Genomic DNA, 21,039 nt, shown 5'->3' with positions numbered 1-21,039 from the left:
CCAGAAACCGGCTCGACCAACGGCTAATGAAGCGGGAGTCACAGCGCAGCCGCTGCATGATCGCCTCACGTGTCTCTCCGTCGTCAAGCATCAGGATCAACCGGGCACGCCGCGTGTCTGCTGCGCGCACCGTTTGACTACGAGCCGCCGACAGCAATTGTTTGCGCTCAAGCGTGGTTAAGTTCATCTTTTCCATGTGTTTCATTGAATACCAAATAAGGTGCTTTTTCAATGACGCAATGGACTAGAGGACGTGCAATCCAGGATTTGGCCAATGGCGGCAAGCAAGATCAACGGCGTCGGCCCTAAGGCGGCCGCCAAGCTCGCGTCGTTGGGAATAGCGACCATCGGTGAGATCGCTGCGCGCGACGAGCGTTGGCTCATAGAGCACTTTGGACGGAGCTACGGGGCGTGGCTTCGCAAAGTCTCTCACGGACTCGATGACAGGCCTGTGGTGACGCATAGCGAGCCCGTCTCGATGAGTCGCGAGACCACATTTGAACGGGATTTACACGCGGTACGGCACCGACAGGAACTGGGCGCAGCTTTTACCCGCCTATGCGAACAAGTGGCACTCGATCTGCAGCGAAAGGGCTATTTGGCCAGGAAGATCGGCATCAAGCTGCACTTCAATGACTTCAAGACAGTAACGCGTGACGTAACGCTTCCTGAACCTATTTCTGACGCGAAAGCGTTGCGTCGCGCGGCGACTGAGTGCCTGAAAAGAGTCGAGCTCGTTAAATCCATCAGACTGTTGGGAGTCAAGGCCGGCAACCTCCACCCTGCCGGAGAAGCTTCTGGCAACGAGTCACCTCAATTCACACTGGATTTTTAGCCGGCAACGCGCAGCGCCTCGCGGCGTACGAGGCGTGCGCGGTGACTGCGCGGTGACTGCGCGGTGACTGAAGTGATTGGATCAGTTGGCCGGATCTGATGCCAATGCAATCCGCGCCTTCTCCTCCGGACTATTCGCCTTGTAATACTTGTCTGCCCACTCGCGGTCAGGCTGCAGCAACAGACGTTGAACGGTTCTATGCTGCTGCTCCTCGATTCCAACGGCGCGTGCACGATAGTGCTCGTATAGCCGCATGAACTCAGCAAGGTAAATGGCGGCAATTCGCGTGTCTTTTATTTCGAGCAGGTTCTCGTCGTTGAAATGCTCGGAGTTGTTGCTCATGTTGGCCGAGCCCGTGTAGACAATCGGATTGTTTCCTTCGGCGTCGATGACAATGAACTTATGGTGGATGATGACCGGAGCGTAGCCGGGCGCGACTTCGCCAGGAAAAAGCCGGAGCTCGGGTTCGAATCCTTCGGGCACGGTCGCCGGGGAAAAGTACGATGCGTCGATGACGTCGCGGTTTTGCTTGCTTCGATGATAGAGCGCGAGGTTTGCCAGAGCAGTCGTATTCACCGCTTCCCCTGCTCTTTGCGCCTCTTGCGCATTCTCAGCGGACTTTTCGCTGATGTTGTTGACGAGGCCGAACATCATTAGCCCCTTGTCGCCGGCGGCAAAGCAGGCGTCGCGAAGCGGTTCATCTGTCGGCATGAAGAGGCAAAACAAGACGGAATGCTGCGCCTTCCCTATCGCTTCTACGATCGTATCGATCTGGGTACGTCTGGTTTTCGTTTCCGGAGAGAAGCAAGCGCGCACTGCTGCGCTTCCCACCGTCACGGGATCAGACCAGCCATTCGTGAGTTCAGCGGTTTGGTTGACCGGCGGATTGCTGGCGATGGCTTTCGTCCTGTCGTCGTACAGTTTCGCGAGGTCGGTCGAATCGAACAGGTGAAGCACGTTGGCCTGTTCCGTGATGCCTTCCGTCGTAAAATTCGCAGAACCTGCAACGACGAATGCCGGGTTACCTTGTCTATCACCCCTATCCGTCACGATAAGCTTGTCGTGCATGATATGCGTCTTGTCACGCGGGCAGAAAGTCACGACGCTGCTCAGTGCATCGACCGCGGGTTGATTGGGTGATGGAGCGGGAGGTTTGCCTTTTTCGCGAACCAGGTGAGAGTCGTAGACGACGGCAACATTAGCTTTGCCGTGAGCGGTTCCAAAATCCTTGAACGCCGGGATCGCCCAAAGCGGGTCAGTCAAGTGATAGACGGCTGCTGCCGCGTGCGACGCGTCGAGGAATATTTCCTTGAACACAAGCTGCATATCGTTTGCGAGCCACGTTCGAAGTTCAAGCGCCTCTGGGTCCGGCGGCGCGGTATGCGGATCGATTCCCATCGCTTTGACTTGTCGTGCAAAAGCCTGTGAACTCACGACCGCACGATTGAACCAGGTACCCACACCGTCTTCGATGTGCGCCGGAAGCGTGAGCTCACACGAATTCGCCTCTGCGCTCAGCAGATTCAAATTGTCCGGCGTACCGACTACCGGATAGACGGTGTACTTGAACTGCTTGCCTCTGTCGGCTTCCTCGATGCGCGCGTCCCACCACATGAATTTTTGAATCGGCGCGATGTTCGAAGGCGCATCAGGCTTCCCGTCCGGCACCGGCCCTTTGAACGTGATTCGATTGGGGAGCCAACTGCTTGCCTCATGGGATTTTCCGTCTGGGCTTGTGAAGCCCGGGGCCCGCTCTATGGCGAAACCCAGGAAGTCGGCACGTATCGCACCGTCTGGCCAGTCGAGCGCGAGTAAAACCAACGTCGGGGAGAGATAGCTGCGGACCTTTGTCGACATCCTTCACCTCTGCTGTGTTAGCCAAAAGCCACAGTTTCGACCAGGAGTTTGTTGAAACAGTGAACGAAGTATGTTGCCTGGATGTCGTTTCGATGACGCTGCCCAGAGCGGCGACAAGGACATTTACTGCGGCGTGATATCCCTTTGCACCCGATGAATATGCTGCTCGACATAGAACGCCGCCGCATCGGCGTCGCCGCAGACAATGGCTTCGTAAATCAGCCGATGCTCTGCAACGTACAGTCGAATGCGAGCCGGGTCATAAATCCCATCGTCCTTGAGTCGCTTCCAAAGCGACTGGTCCATGGTCGATGCGATTTCTTCCGCGAGCTTCGCCAGCAACACATCCCCTGTCATCACCGCCAGTTGACGATGGAAAAGCCTGTCGCTGTTGTTCCACAGCGCCCGCTCTTCGGGCGTCGCCACGTCCGTCAACGTCTCCATCTGGTCCAGATAGTGCTCGGCCAGCCGGTCTCGCTGTTTGCGTGCTGCCGCTCGCCTTGCAATTGCAGGCTCGAGAATCAAGCGCACGTCGAGCGTAGCCGACGGGCTGAAGTCCGACGTGGATTCCCCAGCCTGAGTTTCTACGCTCGGCGCCGCGGCAAGAATCTGGTTGGCCGCGGCAGCCACGTAAGTGCCCGAGTTGCGCTTCGTGACAACCAGGCCTTCGTTTTGCAATTGCCCGATGGCTTCACGCACGGCAGGCCGCCCGACGCCAAAGAGCGTGGCCAGTTCACGCTCCGACGGCAGCCGGGCTTCCGGCAGGAATCGGCCGCTTCGGATTTCGGCCCGAATCTTTTCCGACACCTGCTCGTAAATCTGCAGTGGCCGAAAGTTGCCTTCAAGTTCGAAGCGAGCGGATGCCATCGTGAGTTCTCAGTGCGCCGCGAGGTGGTTCCAAAATATACCACTTTCGCGACCACTTCCTGATGGCCGTGGGGCGTATGCGCTAAAAAGCGGGGAACTCCGCACCAGTCTGCCCCGGCCACACCACGCTTTTTGGTCCAATAGAAGTCCACGACGGCGCCAAAACGGCGTAAATTGGCTTGCCATTCAGCCACTAGCGGTATAAATTCGTTCCACACCGAACCCAGGAAATTGGGCGGACTTGAGCCAGAAACCGACCTGGCCAAATGCATCAGCTTTCTGACACCCAGAACCAAAGGCTTCCGAATGACCTCACGCGACATCCGAAATCCGGAGACCGCAGACGTCGTCATCACGCTGACTACCAGCAAAACGCCGGTGCCTTCGGAGTCTGCACGTACGGGCCGCCTGGTCGTGGGCGTCGGCGCATTCACGCCCGATGCGGCGGAAATTTCCAGCCAAACCGTCGACGGCAGTGCTTTGGTGGTCGACGACCCAGTCGGCGCAAAACACGAAGCCGGAGATCTCATCCAGGCCACCGTGGACTGGACCGCCGTTTCCCCGCTGGCCATAGCCCTCGCCGGTGACTTCAGGACAACGAAACCCATTCTCTTTAAAAGCGTAGGCTGTGCAGCATGGGACCTGGCGGCTTGCCGGGTCGCTCGCGACGCCCTGCGATAAACGTCGTTCGCAACGGCGCCTCGCAACCACAGCAGCAGTTCAAGCCCGCTTTCGCCTGGCAGTCCAATAATCTGGAGACATCATGCGCTACACCGCCACCACCCTCGCCGTCCTCACGGCCGCCGGTTTCTGCCTCACCGCTCATGCTCAAACTGTCGTCACCATCGGTCACTCGGCGCCGCTTACGGGCCCGCAGGCGCCGAACGGAAAGGACAACGAGAATGGCGCTCGCCTCGCCATCGACGAACTGAACAAGAGCGGCGTGACGGTCGATGGCAAGAAGGTGACCTTCAAACTGGATTCGGAAGACGACCAGGCAGACCCGAAGGTCGGCGTCCAGGTCGCGCAAAAGCTTGTCGACAGCGGCGTGGTCGCCGTCATGGGTCCGTACAACTCCGGCGTGGCGATTCCGGCATCACGTGTCTATAACGCCGCCGGTATTCCGATTCTCCCCGTTGCTTCGAATCCGGCGCTGACGAAACAAGGCTTCAAGACCATCTTCCGTATTGGCGCAAGCGATGAGCAGTTGGGCGGGACGATGGGCCAGTTCGCTGCAAAGACGTTGAAGGCGAAGACTGCAGCGGTTATCGACGACCGCACGGCGTATGGCCAAGGGGTGGCGGAGCAGTTCGTGAAGGAGGCGAAGGCGAACGGCATCCAGATCGTCGACCAGGAGTTCACCAACTCTGCGGCGACTGACTTCCTGGGCATCCTCACCACCATCAAGGCGAAGAACCCCGACGTCATCTTCTTCGGCGGATACGCGGCTCAGGGTGCGCCAATGGCCAAGCAGATGCGCGCGCGCGGACTGCGCGCAAAGTTGCTGGGCGGCGATGGCATCTGCTCGGCCGACATGGGCAAGGTTGCGGGTGAGGCAGCGTCGATCGTGTATTGCGCGCAGGGCGGCGTCGCGCTGGACAAGACTGCAGCCGGCCGTGACTTCCTGAAGAAGTACAAGGACGCCTACCACGCCGACACGCAGGTCTATGCCGTCAACTACTACGACGGCGTGAAACTGCTCGCCGACGCGATGGTCAAGGCGGGCACCACCACCGATAAAGCCAGGCTTGTTGCCCAGTTGGCTAAGACCGACTACAAGGGCGTCGCGGGCACTTACTCTTTCGATGCAAACGGCGACCTCGTGGGCGCACCGACGACCGTCTACATCATCAAGGACGGCCTGCCGGTTCCGTACGGTCAGTGAGCCAATAGCACAAACATCATGAAGACTACTCGTACCATAACGACCGTCGAAGTTCATACCGGCGGCGAAGCGTTCCGTATCGTCACCAGCGGATTGCCTCGCCTGCCCGGCGACACGATCGTGAAGCGTCGCGCGTGGCTGAAGGAAAACGCCGACGAAATCCGCACCGCGTTGATGTTCGAGCCGCGCGGTCACGCCGATATGTACGGTGGCTATCTGACCGAACCGGTCAGCCCAACCGCCGACTTTGGCATCATCTTCCTCCATAACGAGGGCTATAGCGACCACTGCGGACACGGCGTGATCGCGCTGTCTACCGCTGCGGTCGAACTTGGCTGGGTCCAACGCAGTGTTCCGGAAACGCGTGTCGGCATCGACGCTCCCTGTGGCTTTATCGAAGCATTCGTTCAGTGGGATGGCGAACACGCCGGCAACGTGCGATTCGTGAATGTTCCATCGTTCATCTGGAAGCGGGATGTGACTGTCGAGACGCCGTCATTTGGTACGGTGAAGGGCGACATCGCTTTCGGCGGTGCGTTTTATTTCTATACCGATGGGCAGCCGCATGGCCTCGCAGTACGCGAGACGTCGGTCGAGGAACTCATCCGCTTCGGCGCCGAGGTGAAGGAAGCCGCGAACAAGGCATATCCTGTCGAGCATCCCGAGATCCCCGAAATCAACCACATTTACGGGACCATCATCGCCAACGCACCGCGGCACGAAGGCTCGACGCAAGCCAACTGCTGCGTATTCGCGGACCGCGAAGTGGACCGCTCGCCGACCGGCTCCGGCACAGGTGGACGCGTCGCCCAGTTGTACCTGCGGGGCGAACTCGGCAAAGACGAGACCCTTGTAAACGAGTCTATTATCGGCACTGTTTTCAAAGGACGCGTGCTCAGCGAGACGACAGTCGGCGACTTCAAGGCAGTGATCCCGGAAGTCGAAGGTAACGCGTTTGTTTGCGGCTTCGCGACCTGGATTGTGGACGAGCGTGACCCTCTGACTTACGGGTTCCTTGTCCGGTAGACGCTTCCTCCTCGTGGTACCCGTTAGCGCGGAACGCTTTGAATGAGCGTCCGCGCTTCGCATCAGAACACTCGAAATAACGCGCCGTTACGAAACTCGCACCGCAGTTGCACCTGTGTCCGGGCCCGCCGCCTACACTCCGAACCGTGCTTACCAGAAACGCACGACACGTGCGGAGGAGTAGTGAAATGAAAAGGACGATTCTCGGCGTGGTACTGGGCGCGGCCGCACTGGCAGCGTCGAGTGCAGCGTTTGCGCATGTCGATGTGGCCTTGGGGGTCGACCTGCCTGGCGCTGTCTACGCCCCGGCTCAGCCGGTGTACGTCGCTCCGCCGCCCGCCTATGCGCCTCCTCCGGTCGCGGTGGCCTGGCGCGGCGACGACGGCTGGCGCGCGCGTGACTGGCGGGAACACGAATGGCGAGAACACGAGCGGCGCGAACACCAATGGCGTGAGCGCGAGTGGCACGACCATGGCCGCTGGGGCTATTGAGCCGGTTTGCAGTTATAATTTCACACAAGTGATTATCATGAACGTCAATAATCGAATCAGGATGCTTGCCGCGGCTGCCACTTTAGGACTGGCGGCAGCCGGAACCGCACATGCCGCCGGCTGCCTTAAGGGCGCTGTCGTGGGTGGCGTAGCCGGACATTATGCGGGCCACCACGCCGTTGCTGGAGCCGTTGGCGGCTGCATCGTGGGCCATCATGTTGCGAAAAAGCATGCGGAAGAACGGGCCGCAGAACACGAAGCCGAGCGCTCCCAGAAGCTAAACACCTGATTCCCGCCGAGCCTTTCGCTACAGCCGCCAGAGACGCCCGTTCAAGCTGTGATATCCTGGCGGCACGCGACTTGCGCTATATTCTGCTCAAGAGTTGCATTCAGAGCGAAGCACAACTAGAAATGGACGAACGAAAACGCGAAAGCATCGTGGCCTATCTGCAGCGTCGGATGGCCGAATTTGGTATCGAACCGGAAGATATCGCCGCGTCAATGGCTGCAGATGCCGCGCAAATGCGCGCCGCACGTTACCGTGATGCGGCTGGCCACACGTGGGACGGCAAGGGCGACGCCCCGCGGTGGGTGGTGCAGGCAACAAGCGCCGGGCAGTCGCTCGAGCATTTTGCAATCGGCGAAACGGCTGTACAGCAGCCAGTGAAAACCCCAAGCGTGGACTGGCGGCACGACCCATTTGCCGGCAGCCGCCTGGAAACAGTCAGAACGGAACACTCCGGCGCCGCCTGAAGGCATCGCCGTCAGCTGCCGCCCCGGCGTCAAAGAGAAACTTCAGTCGAATTCGACGTCACTGTTATTGCGCAGTGCGTCCAGTCGTCGAATTTGTTCCGGCAGAATTCGGCCTTGCGACAAGGCTGGAAGGTTATCGATATCAAAGAACTGAACGGCGTCGGTTTCGGCTCCGGATATTTCACCCGCGCGCACGATTTCCCCAAGGAAAACCAGTTTCCAGATGTGAAACACGGAAGGCGGATGTCCGTGCTTGAGCATATCCCACACGGCCAGCAGCCGAACGATGTTCACCGTGTAGCCGCTTTCTTCACGAACCTCTTTTGCCGCGTTCTCCGCGGGCGAAACGCCTACGTCGGCCCAGCCGCCGGGCAGAGACCACAAACCATCCACGGCCTCCCGCACGAGAAGGATTTGACCGGACGGATTGAAGACGGCGCACCTCACATCGAGTTTAGGATTCGCGTATCCCGTTTCTAAAGCAAAGAGCGCGGCGACTTCGCTTGCTTGCATGGACGCCATTTCCGCGAGTTGCTGATGCGCGATGCTGGCGATTTCCGCGTACCTTTCCTTGTCGAAGGCGCTCGTCGCGTAGTGCAAACCCGATTGCGCAAGTGCCCGTAGCCGGCGCGCCTGCGCAAGACGTGCTCTCAGCGATTCTTGATTGACAGGCGTGGACATCAATACCGCCTTACTTTTTCGCCGCGGCTTCCTGATGCGCCTTCGCGAAGTCTGCCATGCTGTTGAAGCGGAAGGCGACGTTCGGCTGCCATCCGGGATTCATGGTCGCGCCAAAGCCCGGCTGCGAATGACGGCGATAGATCCAGCACGACGCCAAACCAAACTCACTGGCAGGCTTGTGATCGTGGAAGAGACTTTCGGCAGCGTGAAGGATCTTTTCCTTCTGGATGCCACGCTCACTCAGCTTCTCGAACATGTATTCGAAGTTTCGCGCCGATGGCTTGTATGAGCCGACATCTTCCGCCGTGAAAATTGCGTCGAACTCTACCTGCAACCTTGCGTTGCTGTAGCTGAACGTCTCATTGTCGACGTTGGAGAGTATGACCAGTTTGTAGTGCTTCTTCAGGTAATGCAGCGCGGCTACGGCATCCTCGAATGCCGGCCAGTTCCGCACCGACCGCCCGTAGTCCACGCACTCCTCGTGCGTGAACGACAGTCCCCATTCCTCGGCCAGCCGCTTGTAGACGATGGGCAGCAGTTCCTGGTATCGCTTGGCCGGCGTGTATTTCTGCTGCGACGACTCGTGCCGCGCGTGTGCCTCGAGAACCTGGTCCCTTGACAGCGGCGTCCTGGCCCGTTCGATCAGGGCGTTAAGGCCAGCGAAGATGCCGCTTTCCCAGTCAATCAGTGTGCCGTAGCAGTCAAAAGTCAGTGTGTCGAAGTCGGTCAATTCCACGGTTACTCCTCCTGGAAGTGCATGGCGGCGATCACAGTGTCCAGGCCGCTTCGACGCCGCGAATCACACAATGGCGATCGATTCCGTCATGTTCTGGCGCATGTAGTCGAGGAACCGTTTCTGGAAATGCATCGTGTGTTCGTGTGCGAGCTTCTCGGCCAGATCGGCGTCCTTACGCGCAATGGCATCGATGATCTCGCTATGGTCATTCCCCAGCTTGGTCGCGTGAGGCGAGGTCACCGTGTAGTCGAAGTGAAGATGCGTCAGGCGTTGCCCCTCGCCCAGCAGCCGTTCGTAATACCCCACGAAATACGGATTGTTTGCCGCATGCGCAATGGCCATGTGCAGCTGCTTGTTCCTCTCGGTCAACGCCTCGGCATCCCCGCTCTCGACCGCTTTCATATACGCGGCGTCGGCTTTCTTGAGAATCGCGAGGTCCTCTTGCCTGCGATGCAGCGCGGCGAGCCGGGTCACCGCGCGCTGAATGAGGTCGAGAGCCGAAACGTATTTGGGAAATTCCTCGATTTCCAGCGGCGTCACGAGCGTCGTGCGATTAGGGAGGATCGTGACGAGCCCCTCGCTAATGAGCCGGGCGAGCGCGAAAGGCCGAATTGCTCAGCGAGCGATACCTCGTCCAGCGGCGCACCAGGCTTGAGTTGCAGCGTCAGAATCTGTCTGCGCAGCTCTTCATAGATGTATCGTCCGCCATGGCGGCGGACACCCGCCTCTGCCTCGTTGGTCGCTTTGCTCATGGTCTTCCCGCCGTCGTCGTGGCCATGCACGATGCCGACGCCACACAACTCTGCATATCATTTTGTGTGCAATGCTGTATTCATAGTAAGAAGCCAATATTTACGCTGTCAACCAGGCGATTGCCCTGGCGCACCGCGCGCATCGCTCCGTGCGGCGGCGCGCTCGGGCCGCCAGAACCCGAACACGAGCAGCCCGACAAGGGCCTGAGCGGCCACGACGAACGCCACGCACCCCACCCAGCCCCAGCGATGCCATGCTGGAATCGGCAACACGGAGCCGAGGCTGCCGCCGAAGTAATAGCAGGAGAGGTAGATTCCGATCGCCGTAGTCCGCGCCCCGGCGGCGGCATGCGAAATAAACGCGTTGGCGCAGGCCTGTTCGACGAAAACCGCCGTCGAGCCGAGCGCGAGCCCAACGAGGATCGCGCCGACGCTGTCTGGCAGCGTCAGCAGGCTGCCCGCAATGGCGAGGCCAACCGCTGCGAGCGCGAGGTCGCGTGGCCCCCGGTGCCTCGCGATGCGGCCCGAGATCGGCGTGACGACCACCGCAACGAGGAACACGGCATAAATCGCGCCGATGCCCGCCGTCGAGAATTCGAACGGCGCGCGCGTGAGCCGCAGGCCCACGAAGGTGAACGTCGCGACTTGAGAGGCGAGCACGCATGCGCCCACGGCGAATGAGGCGAGCACCGGGCCGCGCATCGCCAGTTTCCATTGCGCCTTCGTTGCGGAACCGCCTTCTGCGCGCACAGCACCCGATGCAGGCAGGCTCGCATAGATCGCGAGACCCGTCGCGAAACTGAGCACCGCCACGATGTCGAGCGCGTGACGCCAGCCGAGCATCGAAGTGAGCAGGTTGGTGACGAAACGTCCGGCGAACCCGCCCAGCGTGGTGCCTGCCACGAAGATTGCGCTCACCTCGGTGGCGCGCTCGCGGTGATAGCGTTCGCCGATGTACGAAATCGACATGGCGAAAATGAACGGCATCAGCACGCCCGCGGCGAAACGGGCCGTGAGGAAGGACGCAAAACTCGGCGCATGCGCGGACCAGACAACGGGCACCGCCGATGCGAGCGCGGCGGCGACAATCACGTTCCGCCTGTCGAAGCGCGCCGCCAGGGTGCCGACAAACGGCGCGATAATGGCGACGGCCAGCGTGGTTGCACTCACGCCCTGCCCGGCGCGCTCCGCGCTCACGCCGAACGTGACGGCGAGTTCGCGCAGAATGCCTTGCGTGGCGTAGAGATTGATGAAGGCCGCGAAGCCGCACAGGAAGAACGCGGCTCGAATGGATTTGTCTTTCATGCTTGACGCCCTGTCTGGTCCAACTGACAGTCTGAGGACCGGCCAACGCGCGGGCCAATACCGTTTTCGTCGCCATTGATACCGCCAGAACAAGAATGCTCGACCTGCGCCGCCTCCGCTATTTCGTCACCGTTGCCGAAGAACTGCACTTCGGGCGCGCCGCCGTGCGCCTGAACATTGCGCAGCCGCCGCTAACGCGTCATATCGCGGCGCTGGAAGCCGAACTCGGCATTCGCCTTTTCGAGCGTTCGACGCGCGCCGTCAAACTCACGCCAGAAGGCATTTTGTTCCTCGAGCGAGCACGCGGCGTGTTGCATGCCGTTGGCGAGGCGCAGGCCACCGCACGCAAGCTCGCGCAGGGCGTGACAGGCCGCATTGCGATCGGCTACACGAGCTCGATTCCCATGTCCGACGCATTCGCGGAAATCGTGCGCAATGCAGGCCGCGCGCTGCCCGAGGTGGAACTGACCTTTCGTGAGGTCGCCACCGCGAGTCAGCATCGGCAGATCGTTGAGGGCGCACTCGATATCGGCTTCGGCTGGTCAGCAGCGAACGCCCAGGAAGACAGTCTGAGTTCGCTCGTGATCGCGCACGAGCCGCTCATCGCCGCCGTGCCGAGCGGCAGTGTGCATGCGCGCAAGCAGTCGATCGACTTCGCCGAGCTTCGCGACGAGACGTTTCTGATCTTTCCGCCGGGATCTGGGTCGGCGCTGACTGCAGCGCTAGATTCGTTGTGCGCGCAAGCAGGGATGGAGCCGCGCATCGGGCCGACCGCTTCGCAAACTGCAGCGCTGATATCGCTCGTCGCGGCCGAGCGCGGCGTCGCCATCGTGCCGGCCTTCACGATGGCGCTGCAGCGCTCGGGCGTGGCCTATGTGCCGTTGCGCGGTGCGCCTGCACTCGACCAGACTGTCTCGTGGACCGAGCCGTTCACCTCGACATGCGTGGAGCGCTTCGTCGAGCTTGCGCAGTCGGTTGCGCAAAGGGAAACGCGCGGCTTTTGAATGGCGCGAATTTCAAACAGGTGCCGACGCCGCGCTCGCCGCTCGCGTGCCATGCGCGGCCCGCTTCAAACGCGCCACGCCTTCGCGAATCTCATCCACGTTCGGCGCGGCGAAAGAAAGACGCAGCGACGCGGCGTCCGGCTCATCAGCGAAAAACGCCTTGCCCGGAACAAAAATCACCTTGTTGGCAATTGCATTCGGCAAGAGCGCATCGATCGCCAGATCCGGAATACGCGCCCAAACGAACATGCCGCCTTCGGGTCGATGAAACGCGATTCCGTCGCCGAACTGCGCGCACAAGCCATCGCAAAGCGCTTCGCATTTGCGCTGATACGCTTGCGTGATGTGCGGAAGGTGCCGTTCGAGCGAGCCTGCTTCCAGATAGTGCGCGGCGATCGCCTGGGTCCACGGCGTGCTGCACAGGTCGACGGTCTGCTTGGCGATCACGCAGCGCCGCGCGATTTCAGCGGGCGCGATAGTCCAGCCTACGCGCAAGCCAGGCGCGACGACTTTCGAAAGACTCGAGAAGTGCACGATCCAATCGCGCGCGCCCTGCACCTCGCTTGCCAGCGCAAGCATCGACGGCACAGCATTGCCCGCGAAACGCAGATCGCCGTATGGATCGTCCTCGACGATCACGAAGCGGTATTGAACGGCGAGACGCAAGAGCGCAAGGCGCCGTTCGCGCGTGAGCGTGGCCCCGGTGGGATTCGCGAAGGTCGGCACCGTGTACAGCAGCTTGGGCCGGACAATCGCGCCCGAAGCGAGCCGCGCGGCGAGTTCGTCCACGTCGAGACCGTCGCCGTCTACCGGTACCGTCACGACATGCGCCTGCTGGAGCCTGAGCGCCTGCAGCGTGGCCGGATACGCCGGCTGCTCGGTCAAGGCCGTATCGCCCGGATTGAGCAGCACGCGCAACAAGAGATCGAGGCCTTGCTGCGACCCTGTCGTAACGAGCATCTCTTCGAGCGCGCAGGTCACACCACGGCGCGCCATCAGCGCGAGCAGTTGCGTTTTCAATTCAGGCAACCCGTCGGTCGGGCCATATTGAAGGCAGCGCGTGGAAGCCTGCCATGCCTGAGCCGCTGCCGCCTGCAGTCCATCGGCATCGAACAGGTCGCTGGCAGGATAGCCGCCAGCGAAGGAAATCATGCCTGGTTCTCCCAGGTACTTGAAAAGCTCGCGAATGGGCGAGCCGGCGGGATGCTGAAAGGGCGCGGTGAAATCGTAAATGGCGGACATGGAGTCGATGGCGGTTAGGCGCGGCAACGGACAAGCTTCGATTGTGGTCAGCCCTCACGGGCGTATCAAACGAAATCTAATCACCATGTCATGCGGTTTGCTCATCAAGCCGTCGAGCAATAAAAAAGCCCGTGAAATCACGGGCTTTTTTTGCGCGGCCTGACTACCCGCCGTCACACGACGTTCTTTTCGACGATCGGCCGATTTTCAAGCACGCGCGACCAGTCGAGCGAAGCAAGATCGAGCGTCGTGTACCTGCCGTTGAGGATCAGCTCGCTCACGCCGCGCCCGGTTGCCGGCCCCTGCTGCAGACCGTGCCCGCTAAAACCATTGGCAAACACGCAGTTGTCGATGGCCGGGTGATAACCAATGATGGCGTTCTGGTCGAGCACGTTGTACTCGTAATAGCCGGACCAGCAGTTCTCCACGCGCAGCGCCTCGAACCCCGGCACGCGATGCGCAAGCGTGGGCCAGATCACGTCGTCGAAGATGGCATGATCGACTTCGTCGAGCGGCAGATCGTTGGGGTCGTTTGCCGCGCTCGGCGACGTTCCGGTGATGTATGTGTTGCCCTCGGGGCGGAAATACACACCAGACGGATCGATCAGCAACGGGCAGGTGGTAAGCCGTGCCGGCGACGACACGTTGAAAATGCTGCGGCGGCGCGCATAAACCGGAATGTCGATGTCCATCATTTCCGCGAGCTTGCGCGCCCACGCGCCGGCTGCGTTCACCAGCGTGTCGCACGCATGGCGTTCGCCGTCGCTCGCGATCACGTGCGTGACCTTGCGGCCGCTGCGCACGACGCCAGTCACATCGGCCGGCACATAGCGCGCGCCGAGCGACTGCGCCTTTTTGCGCAACGCCTGCACGAGGCCGTAGCCGTCGAACCAGCCCTCGCCGCTGCGGCCATACGCACCGCTTGCGAGATCCTCGACGTTGAGCCAGGGAAACTTCGCGTGCAACGCGTCGCGCGACATGAGTTCGATGTCCGCGCCAAGACGCGTTTGCAGCGCGTGATTCTCGCGCAGCGTCGCATCACCCGCTTCCGTGGCCAGGAAAAGATAGCCGCCCTCATGCAGATCGATCGACGGACGGCTGCCGTTCACTTCGAGCCGCTCGCCAATGCCACGCAGAAACTCGATGCCGAATAGCGACATCTGGATCGACAACGGCGTGGAAAACTGCTGCCGGATCGACGCGGCCGAAAGCGCCGACGACGAGCGCGCGTAACTCGGGTCGCGCTCGAACACTGTCACGGAAACCGTTGGGTCGGCTGCGCGCAGAAAGTAAGCAATAGAACTACCGATTACCCCGCCGCCAACGATAACGACTTGAGAACTCACGACTTGCTCCAGATTGCGGATAACTGAGGCGCGCATGGATTGGGTTTGCGCGAATCGATCCATCGACCGGGTGCACAAAGCGCCCGGTCACGTACATCACTGCGCTTATTCGACGTTGAAATCGATGCCCTGTGCGAGCGGCAGCGCCGACGAATAGTTGACCGTATTGGTCGCACGACGCATATAAGCCTTCCACGCGTCGGAGCCCGACTCGCGCCCGCCGCCTGTTTCCTTTTCGCCACCGAACGCGCCGCCGATCTCCGCGCCGCTCGGCCCGATGTTCACGTTCGCAATACCGCAATCGCTGCCCGAGGCCGACGTGAAGCGCTCGCTCTCGCGCAGGTCCGTCGTGAACACGCAGGACGAGAGGCCATGGTGGGCCGCGTTGTTCGCATCGATGGCGTCGCCGAAGTCGCTGTACTTGAGGACGTAAAGAATCGGTGCGAAGGTTTCCCTCAGGACAACTTCGGTTTGCGACGGCATCTCGACGATCGCCGGACGCACGTAGAAGCCCTTTTCGTTGCCGGCCACCGTGTGGCGCTCGCCGCCGAACACCTTGCCGCCTTCGCGCTTTGCCTGCTCGAGCGCCGACTGCATGCGAGCGAACGACTGCTCGTCGATGAGCGGCCCCATCAGCGTGCCCTGTTCCAGCGGATTGCCGATCACAACCTTGCCGTAGAGCGTCTTCAGGCGCTCGACTGCCTTGTCGTACACGCTCTCGTGCACGAAGAGCCGACGCAGCGACGTGCAGCGCTGGCCCGCCGTGCCGACCGCCGAGAACAGGATGCCGCGCAGCGCGAGTTCGAGATCGGCAGTCGCGGAGACGATGCCGGCGTTGTTGCCGCCCAGTTCGAGCAGTGAGCGGCCGAAACGTCGCGCGACTTCCACGCCGACGGTGCGGCCCATTTCGGTGCTGCCGGTTGCGCTCACGATGTTCGAACGCGGATCCGCCACAAGCTTCGCACCCACTTCGCGGCCGCCAACGACCAGGCTCGTGAGGCCTTCGGGCGCATCGCCGAATTCCTTCAACACGTCCTGCATGATCTTGTTGACGGCAACCGCGGTGAGCGGCGTTTTTTCCGAAGGCTTCCAGACCACGGCGTTGCCGCACACGAGCGCGAGCGCGGCGTTCCACGACCACACGGCGACCGGGAAATTGAAGGCGGAAATCACGGTACACACGCCCATCGGATGCCACGATTCGGCCATGCGGTGACCGGGGCGCTCCGAAGCAATGGTCAGACCGTAAAGCTGACGCGAGAGGCCGACCGCAAAGTCGCAGATGTCGATCATTTCCTGCACTTCGCCGAGACCTTCCTGGAAAATCTTGCCGGTTTCCAGCGAGACGAGGCTGCCGAGCGCGCGCTTCTGTTCGCGCAGCTTGTTGCCCAGCAGGCGCACGAGTTCACCGCGGCGCGGCGCGGGGACGTTGCGCCAGCTCTTGAACGCCTCCTGTGCCTTCGCGAGCACGGCGTCGACGTCGGCCGCCGACTGGCTCGCGACGCGGCCGATCAGTTCGCCGTTGATTGGCGAATGCACGGCGATGTCGCCCGCTTCCGCGAGCTGGGAAATACCGAGATCCGAGAGGATGGTGGAGGCTTTCATAGGTAGAATCCCTTAAAAATTTCCGATACGAAACATTGCTACTTTAGGAAACTATACACGCGCAATTTTGCTGCGACAACACGAAAATCCACGGGAATTTCGCCATGCCGCGTGTATCGCATCCGCCCGGCTTTCCGCCATCGAGATGACATGCGGCTGCCCTGCGGGCGCACGCTCGATTTCCTATTGGAAACAATGCATTGGTCGCCGACAGAGGCGGCGCCCTTCACGGTAGCAGAGGCGAGTGATATCAGTCCGCGGTTCGCGTCGTGACCGGCACCCACGCCACGTTCTTGACCTGATACAGCGTCGAACTCGGGCTCTTCAGGTCGCCCTGGGCATTGAAAGCGATCTTGCCCGTAATGCCGTCGTAGTTCGTGGCCTTCAGCGCGGCGTTGAACTGCGCCGGAGTCGCCGAGCCCGCCTTCTCCATCGCCGTGATCGCGACCCACGCCGCGTCGTAGGCGAACGGCGCGTAGGCGAGCATGTCGATGCCGTATTTCTGCTTGAACTTCGCCTCGAACCCCTTGCCCTTGGGCAACGTGCCGAGCGGCTGGCCGTATTCCCACACCGAAGCCCCATCGGCGGAATCGCCGGCGAGCTTGATGAAGTTGGCATCCATGACGCCGCCGCCCGCGAGGAATTGCGCCTTCAGGCCAAGCTGGCGCATGCGCTTGACGATCATGGCGGCCTGCGCGTCGAGGCCGCCGAAGAACACGAGATCCGGACTCGTGCGCTTGATGCTCGTAATCTGGGCACTGAAATCCACGGCCTTGTCGTTCGTGAACTCGCGCGCGACGATCGTGCCGCCGCTCGCCTTCACGGCCTTTTCGAACTCGTCGGCTTCGCCCTGGCCGAAGGCCGTGCGGTCGTCGATGATGGCAATGCGCTTCGCCTTCGTCACCGTCGCCGCATAGTTGCCCGCGTTGCCGGCGTTTTGCGAGTCGGTTGCGATCACGCGGTAGATGGTCGGCGAGCCGCCCTGCGTGATGGCCGGATTGGTCGCCGCCGGCGTGATCATCGGAATGCCCGCCTTCGCGTAGATCTTCGAGGCCGGCAGCGTCGTGCCCGAATTGAAGTGGCCGATCACAACGGCCACGTTGTCGTCCACGAGTTGCTGCGCGACCTGCACACCAATGCGCGGATCGCTCTGGTCATCCTGCGAGTCGATCACGAACTTGACCGGCTTGCCGCCGATGGTGGGATGCGCGGCGTTGGCTTCATCCACGGCCAGACGCACGCCGTTCTCGATGTCCTTGCCATACGCTGCGCCGCCGCCCGTGAGCGGGCTGGCCACGCCGATCTTCACGACCATTTCCTGCGCGTTCACCGCGCCGGCAACCAACATCAACGACGCTGCGATCGCGCAGCCACGACGAGAAGCGAGGAAACGAGGATGCATGCGATATTCCTTCGGTATCTGAAGCCGGCAGGGGATGCGTCCGAATGGTCGCGAGGACCTTCGGCGCACAGGATTCGTCTCGCGCCGCAGGACGGCGGGACATGAACGGATTGTCGGCAGCCGTTTCGGAGGCATCAAACGAAATCTAATCACCAGGTAATGCGTTTTTCTCATCAAGCCCGTCCACGCGGGGATACGGCAACGCGTGACGCGGCATCGCAGGCATTGGGAGATACCCGATAGCGCCGATATGCCTGCTTGTGCATGGATGGCATGCGAGAACGGATTGTGCGCGCGCCATGCCTTGCGCCGTCTGGGTTTGCGTGAGAAATCATCAACTTCCAGGCGGGCAATTTACTTAGCCATGCTTGTTAATCGCGGCAACGCGTGACGAACGTCGCGCGATACGCAAATGTTATGATCGGAAACATAGAGTACGATACGAACACCCGCGAACACCCGCGAACAATCAACGAACATCTCGAGTTCCCGAATGGAAACCCCGTCCCTCAAGCCCGCCGAGAACGCTTCGGCGGAGCTGGGCAAGCGCGTCAAGGCGGCCCGGCTGAAGCACGATTACACGCTCGAGGCCGCCAGCCGCGTGTGCGGCGTGTCGCGCTCCACGCTCTCGAAGGTGGAAAACGGCGTCATGTCGCCAACGTTCGACGTGCTGCAGAAGATCGTTCACGGCCTGAAGATCGACCTCGGCGAACTGTTTGGCTCGGCGCCCAGGCCGCGCGCGAGTGGACGCCGCGCACTCACCCGCAAGGGCGGCGGGCAGCAGCATTCGGCGGGCTGCTATCAGATGGAGTTGCTGGCAACGGAACTCGCGCACAAGGCGATGTACCCGTTCCGCATCCGCGTGACTGCGCACTCGCTGGATGAGTTCACGGAATGGGGCCGGCATGAAGGCGAAGAATTTCTCTTCATACTGAGCGGCTCGGTTTGCCTCTACTCCGAGCTGTACGCACCGACGCATCTCGAAGCCGGCGACAGCCTCTACTTCGACAGCCGCACAGGGCATGCGGCCGTCTCCACGAGCGAAGAAGACGCGGAAGTCCTCTGGCTCATCAACGAACCGCACCCGGACACGCAGGACGGCGCGCCGGGCGTTTGAACCTTCAAGCTTACGCAGCGTTCGCGGTCATCTTGAAGATGCCGGTGGCGTTACCCGCGTCGAAGCGCAAATCGGTCTGCCAGCGCCGCGTGACCTGATCGAACGTGCGCTTGCGCGTGATGAACTCGTAGAACGAGCCCGGCACCTCGCGCATCACGCGCTGGCCGTCCGCCGCGCGGAATTCGCGCGCCACGGTGTCGGCGCGATACGCCGTCTGAAACACGCGGCCCGAGCGCGAGGTCTCGACGCTGGGCTTCATCGGACGCCCCTTGGCCTTCTCGTCGTCCGAAAGCTGGAAGACGTCTTCCACGCGGTCGGTCGCGTGATTGAAGGCGTTGCCTTCCGTTGCGATCCACGCCATTTCCGCCGATTCCTGCAGCAATGTCTCGTAGTCCGAAATAGACGGCACATCGTGCTGCCGCGCGAATGCCCCGACGGTCACGGGCAGCAGCTGCAGCGCTGCATCGAGCGGCAGCGAGCCGTCGCGTTCGAGTTCTGAGAGCTGTGCCATGGCCAGCGGCGTGAGCGGATCTTTCGACGCGCCCACCACGTTCGTTACGGCTTGCTGGAACGCCGCCGAAAAGCGCTCGGGGTGCAGCTCGCTCACGAAGAACTGCGCGATCTCGTCGGGCGCGTCTTCGTGGGCATAAGCGCGCCCCGTCATGCCGAGCTTGTCCAGCGGATAGCGGCCGTTCAGGCGAAAGCCGAGCGGACGCAGGATGCGCGTGAACGCCGCTTCGCCTGGCGGCAGCTCGCCGTTGTGCGCCCAGCGCACGGTGCGCAGCGCGCCATGGTCGAAGTACACCGCGCCGCCCTGCGCCACCGCATCGTTCGTGTACGTGCGGCCGTTGGGCGAGCGCTCCAGCAGGTCTTCGAACAGCGCCATGTTCATCGCCTGGGCGAGTTCGGCGCGCGTGACGGTGCCGCTTTCCCAGTCTTCGAGCATCGAAGGGAAGTTGAGCGTTGCAAAGAGGGTTTCGGTTTTCTCGCGGCCAAGCAGCGCGGACAACAAGCGTTCTACGTTCGAATTGCGCATCACCAATCTCACAGGAAACGACCGCGTTGCAGCGGTCATCAAACGGGCCTCTGGCCATTGGCTTTGGCCAGCTATACGTAGAACGCATTATTCGAATGGTTGCGCACCGCGTAAAGCGAGATTAAATTGTCACTTGATGAGTTTCTGGAATCAACATGCGCAAGTTCAAAATCCCGAACATTGGCGCGCTCACGGCCTTCGAAGCCGCGGCGCGGCACGAGAGCTTCACTCACGCCGCCAAAGAGCTGTTCCTCACCGAAAGCGCGGTTTCGCGCCAGATCGCCACGCTCGAATCGAATCTCGGTGTGCGCCTCTTCGTGCGCGCCAAACAGCGGGTCGTGCTCACCCGCGCGGGCCGTCTCTATAGCACTCAGGTCCGCCGCGCGCTCGAAAACCTGGATCGCGACACGCTCTCCATCATTGCGCACGGCAGCGGCGGCGGTTATCTGGAACTCGCCGTGCTGCCGACCTTCGCCTCCGAATGGCTGATTCCGCGCCTCAAGGACTTCCACGACCGTACGCCCGACGTGCGCGTGAACATGGGTGTGCGTACCGAGACGTTTTCGTTCGAGGAATCGCATTTCGAAGCCGCGATCCACTACGGCAAGCCAACCTGGCCCGGCACGTCGTCCGACTTTCTGTTCGGCGAGGAAGTGGTGCCCGTCTGTTCGCCGTCGCTGCTCGCGCGACCCATCAAGAAGGCGCATGAACTGCTCGCCTACCCGCTGCTGCACTCCACCACGCGCCCCGACGCCTGGACGCGCTGGTTCTCCGACCTCGGCGTGGAAGACAACGCCACCATGCACGGCGTGCGCTACGAACTGCACACGATGCTGATCGCGGCGGCCGCCGCCGGCCTCGGCGTGGCGCTCGTGCCGAAGTTCTTCGTGGAAGGCCAGCTCGAGCGGTTTGGCGTTGTCATCCCGTTCGAAGCCCCTGCTATTGCCGATGGCGGCTACTACTTCGTCTATCCCACCGAACTCAGCCACGGCAAGCCACTGGAACTGTTCCGCGCGTGGCTGCTCGAGCAGGCGAGCGCCTACAACGCGTCGCAAGAGCAACGCTGATCGACGGGTCGAGCACGCGAGATGCACGATAA

21 protein-coding genes and 2 pseudogenes are annotated in these 21,039 nt (G+C 61.5%); 10 read left to right on the top strand and 13 right to left on the bottom strand.

Annotated features, from left to right (window positions below; all coding sequences use genetic code 11):
• A partial coding sequence (locus M3I54_RS31200) for a helix-turn-helix domain-containing protein (RefSeq protein WP_254333639.1) occupies positions 1-196 on the bottom strand: 196 nt, incomplete at its 3' end.
• A 51-nt stretch (positions 197-247) separates the two neighbouring features.
• On the opposite strand from M3I54_RS31200, the pseudogene M3I54_RS31195 reads away from it, so the two are divergent.
• Positions 248-835, top strand: a pseudogene (locus M3I54_RS31195) (DNA polymerase IV); the annotation flags it as partial.
• Between the two features lie 81 nt (positions 836-916).
• Here M3I54_RS31195 and M3I54_RS31190 read toward each other — a convergent pair.
• Both M3I54_RS31190 and M3I54_RS31185 read right to left on the bottom strand, forming a co-directional pair.
• Positions 917-2,692 carry a phospholipase D-like domain-containing protein gene (locus M3I54_RS31190; RefSeq protein WP_254342944.1) on the bottom strand — a complete coding sequence of 592 codons (1,776 nt, stop codon included), beginning with the start codon at positions 2,690-2,692 and terminating at the stop codon, positions 917-919.
• Between the two features lie 123 nt (positions 2,693-2,815).
• Positions 2,816-3,559 carry a FadR/GntR family transcriptional regulator gene (locus M3I54_RS31185; protein WP_254342942.1) on the bottom strand — a complete coding sequence of 248 codons (744 nt, stop codon included), beginning with the start codon at positions 3,557-3,559 and terminating at the stop codon, positions 2,816-2,818.
• Positions 3,560-3,889: 330 nt separating this feature from the next.
• Between M3I54_RS31185 and M3I54_RS31180 the strand changes: the two are divergent.
• The 6 genes and pseudogenes from M3I54_RS31180 to M3I54_RS31155 form a co-directional block, all read left to right on the top strand.
• Positions 3,890-4,240, top strand: a pseudogene (locus M3I54_RS31180) (delta(1)-pyrroline-2-carboxylate reductase family protein); the annotation flags it as partial.
• A gap of 82 nt (positions 4,241-4,322) precedes the next feature.
• A complete protein-coding gene (locus M3I54_RS31175) occupies positions 4,323-5,444 on the top strand; it encodes a branched-chain amino acid ABC transporter substrate-binding protein (RefSeq protein ID WP_254342932.1) in 1,122 nt (373 codons plus the stop codon).
• A gap of 18 nt (positions 5,445-5,462) precedes the next feature.
• Positions 5,463-6,470 carry a trans-3-hydroxy-L-proline dehydratase gene (lhpH, locus tag M3I54_RS31170; RefSeq protein ID WP_254342931.1) on the top strand — a complete coding sequence of 336 codons (1,008 nt, stop codon included), beginning with the start codon at positions 5,463-5,465 and terminating at the stop codon, positions 6,468-6,470.
• Between the two features lie 188 nt (positions 6,471-6,658).
• Positions 6,659-6,961, top strand: a complete 303-nt coding sequence (locus M3I54_RS31165) for a hypothetical protein (RefSeq protein WP_254342929.1) — start codon at positions 6,659-6,661, stop codon at positions 6,959-6,961.
• A 37-nt stretch (positions 6,962-6,998) separates the two neighbouring features.
• Positions 6,999-7,250, top strand: a complete 252-nt coding sequence (locus M3I54_RS31160) for a hypothetical protein (protein ID WP_375542247.1) — start codon at positions 6,999-7,001, stop codon at positions 7,248-7,250.
• Positions 7,251-7,321: 71 nt separating this feature from the next.
• A complete protein-coding gene (locus tag M3I54_RS31155) occupies positions 7,322-7,714 on the top strand; it encodes an H-NS family nucleoid-associated regulatory protein (protein ID WP_309249654.1) in 393 nt (130 codons plus the stop codon).
• 42 nt (positions 7,715-7,756) lie between these two features.
• Here the strand turns inward: M3I54_RS31155 and M3I54_RS31150 are convergent, their stop codons facing one another.
• From M3I54_RS31150 to M3I54_RS31130, 5 genes are all read right to left on the bottom strand, one after another.
• The gene (locus M3I54_RS31150; RefSeq protein ID WP_254342927.1) at positions 7,757-8,395 is read right to left on the bottom strand and encodes an NUDIX hydrolase N-terminal domain-containing protein; all 639 of its coding nucleotides are present in this window, start codon (positions 8,393-8,395) and stop codon (positions 7,757-7,759) included.
• Positions 8,396-8,405: 10 nt separating this feature from the next.
• Positions 8,406-9,131 carry a haloacid dehalogenase type II gene (locus tag M3I54_RS31145; protein WP_254342925.1) on the bottom strand — a complete coding sequence of 242 codons (726 nt, stop codon included), beginning with the start codon at positions 9,129-9,131 and terminating at the stop codon, positions 8,406-8,408.
• Between the two features lie 63 nt (positions 9,132-9,194).
• On the bottom strand, positions 9,195-9,671 hold the full coding sequence (locus M3I54_RS31140; RefSeq protein WP_254342923.1) for an FCD domain-containing protein: 477 nt from the start codon (positions 9,669-9,671) through the stop codon (positions 9,195-9,197).
• The gene (locus tag M3I54_RS31135; RefSeq protein WP_254342921.1) at positions 9,668-9,883 is read right to left on the bottom strand and encodes a GntR family transcriptional regulator; all 216 of its coding nucleotides are present in this window, start codon (positions 9,881-9,883) and stop codon (positions 9,668-9,670) included. The genes M3I54_RS31140 and M3I54_RS31135 overlap by 4 nt, the downstream gene beginning before the upstream one ends.
• Positions 9,884-9,991: 108 nt before the next feature.
• On the bottom strand, positions 9,992-11,188 hold the full coding sequence (locus tag M3I54_RS31130) for an MFS transporter (protein ID WP_254342906.1): 1,197 nt from the start codon (positions 11,186-11,188) through the stop codon (positions 9,992-9,994).
• A 95-nt stretch (positions 11,189-11,283) separates the two neighbouring features.
• On the opposite strand from M3I54_RS31130, the gene M3I54_RS31125 reads away from it, so the two are divergent.
• Entirely contained in the window at positions 11,284-12,192 is a 909-nt protein-coding gene (locus M3I54_RS31125; protein ID WP_254342904.1) for a LysR substrate-binding domain-containing protein, read from the top strand.
• Between the two features lie 12 nt (positions 12,193-12,204).
• On the opposite strand, the gene M3I54_RS31120 is transcribed toward M3I54_RS31125, so the two are convergent.
• The 4 genes from M3I54_RS31120 to M3I54_RS31105 form a co-directional block, all read right to left on the bottom strand.
• Positions 12,205-13,425: a PLP-dependent aminotransferase family protein gene (locus M3I54_RS31120; protein ID WP_254342957.1), complete on the bottom strand. Its 1,221-nt coding sequence runs from the start codon at positions 13,423-13,425 to the stop codon at positions 12,205-12,207.
• A 182-nt stretch (positions 13,426-13,607) separates the two neighbouring features.
• A complete protein-coding gene (locus tag M3I54_RS31115; protein WP_254342902.1) occupies positions 13,608-14,780 on the bottom strand; it encodes an FAD-binding oxidoreductase in 1,173 nt (390 codons plus the stop codon).
• Between the two features lie 105 nt (positions 14,781-14,885).
• A complete protein-coding gene (locus tag M3I54_RS31110) occupies positions 14,886-16,385 on the bottom strand; it encodes an aldehyde dehydrogenase family protein (protein ID WP_254342900.1) in 1,500 nt (499 codons plus the stop codon).
• 250 nt (positions 16,386-16,635) lie between these two features.
• A complete protein-coding gene (locus tag M3I54_RS31105; protein ID WP_254342899.1) occupies positions 16,636-17,787 on the bottom strand; it encodes a branched-chain amino acid ABC transporter substrate-binding protein in 1,152 nt (383 codons plus the stop codon).
• A gap of 493 nt (positions 17,788-18,280) precedes the next feature.
• Here M3I54_RS31105 and M3I54_RS31100 point away from each other — a divergent pair, with 493 nt between their 5' ends.
• Positions 18,281-18,904: a helix-turn-helix domain-containing protein gene (locus M3I54_RS31100; protein ID WP_254317529.1), complete on the top strand. Its 624-nt coding sequence runs from the start codon at positions 18,281-18,283 to the stop codon at positions 18,902-18,904.
• Between the two features lie 10 nt (positions 18,905-18,914).
• Here the strand turns inward: M3I54_RS31100 and M3I54_RS31095 are convergent, their stop codons facing one another.
• The gene (locus tag M3I54_RS31095; RefSeq protein ID WP_254342897.1) at positions 18,915-19,940 is read right to left on the bottom strand and encodes a DUF1338 domain-containing protein; all 1,026 of its coding nucleotides are present in this window, start codon (positions 19,938-19,940) and stop codon (positions 18,915-18,917) included.
• A 155-nt stretch (positions 19,941-20,095) separates the two neighbouring features.
• Between M3I54_RS31095 and M3I54_RS31090 the strand changes: the two genes are divergently transcribed.
• Positions 20,096-21,007, top strand: coding sequence for a LysR family transcriptional regulator (locus M3I54_RS31090; RefSeq protein WP_254342895.1), 912 nt, complete (start codon positions 20,096-20,098; stop codon positions 21,005-21,007).
• Positions 21,008-21,039: the final 32 nt, after the last annotated feature.

The organism is Paraburkholderia sp. CNPSo 3274 (genome assembly GCF_024206475.1).
GTDB lineage: Bacteria > Pseudomonadota > Gammaproteobacteria > Burkholderiales > Burkholderiaceae > Paraburkholderia.
The sequence above is the reverse complement of the archived record's forward strand: the minus strand, read 5'-3'. Positions and strand labels throughout refer to the sequence as shown.

Bases quoted from the DNA above. Each gene is read 5' to 3' on its own strand.
- M3I54_RS31190 (WP_254342944.1), bottom strand. From the start codon at position 2,692: ATGTCGACAAAGGTCCGCAGCTATCTCTCCCCGACGTTGGTTTTACTC.
- M3I54_RS31185 (WP_254342942.1), bottom strand. From the start codon at position 3,559: ATGGCATCCGCTCGCTTCGAACTTGAAGGCAACTTTCGGCCACTGCAG.
- M3I54_RS31175 (WP_254342932.1), top strand. From the start codon at position 4,323: ATGCGCTACACCGCCACCACCCTCGCCGTCCTCACGGCCGCCGGTTTC.
- lhpH (WP_254342931.1), top strand. From the start codon at position 5,463: ATGAAGACTACTCGTACCATAACGACCGTCGAAGTTCATACCGGCGGC.
- M3I54_RS31165 (WP_254342929.1), top strand. From the start codon at position 6,659: ATGAAAAGGACGATTCTCGGCGTGGTACTGGGCGCGGCCGCACTGGCA.
- M3I54_RS31160 (WP_375542247.1), top strand. From the start codon at position 6,999: ATGAACGTCAATAATCGAATCAGGATGCTTGCCGCGGCTGCCACTTTA.
- M3I54_RS31150 (WP_254342927.1), bottom strand. From the start codon at position 8,395: ATGTCCACGCCTGTCAATCAAGAATCGCTGAGAGCACGTCTTGCGCAG.
- M3I54_RS31135 (WP_254342921.1), bottom strand. From the start codon at position 9,883: ATGAGCAAAGCGACCAACGAGGCAGAGGCGGGTGTCCGCCGCCATGGC.
- M3I54_RS31130 (WP_254342906.1), bottom strand. From the start codon at position 11,188: ATGAAAGACAAATCCATTCGAGCCGCGTTCTTCCTGTGCGGCTTCGCG.
- M3I54_RS31125 (WP_254342904.1), top strand. From the start codon at position 11,284: ATGCTCGACCTGCGCCGCCTCCGCTATTTCGTCACCGTTGCCGAAGAA.
- M3I54_RS31110 (WP_254342900.1), bottom strand. From the start codon at position 16,385: ATGAAAGCCTCCACCATCCTCTCGGATCTCGGTATTTCCCAGCTCGCG.
- M3I54_RS31105 (WP_254342899.1), bottom strand. From the start codon at position 17,787: ATGCATCCTCGTTTCCTCGCTTCTCGTCGTGGCTGCGCGATCGCAGCG.
- M3I54_RS31100 (WP_254317529.1), top strand. From the start codon at position 18,281: ATGGAAACCCCGTCCCTCAAGCCCGCCGAGAACGCTTCGGCGGAGCTG.
- M3I54_RS31095 (WP_254342897.1), bottom strand. From the start codon at position 19,940: ATGCGCAATTCGAACGTAGAACGCTTGTTGTCCGCGCTGCTTGGCCGC.
- M3I54_RS31090 (WP_254342895.1), top strand. From the start codon at position 20,096: ATGCGCAAGTTCAAAATCCCGAACATTGGCGCGCTCACGGCCTTCGAA.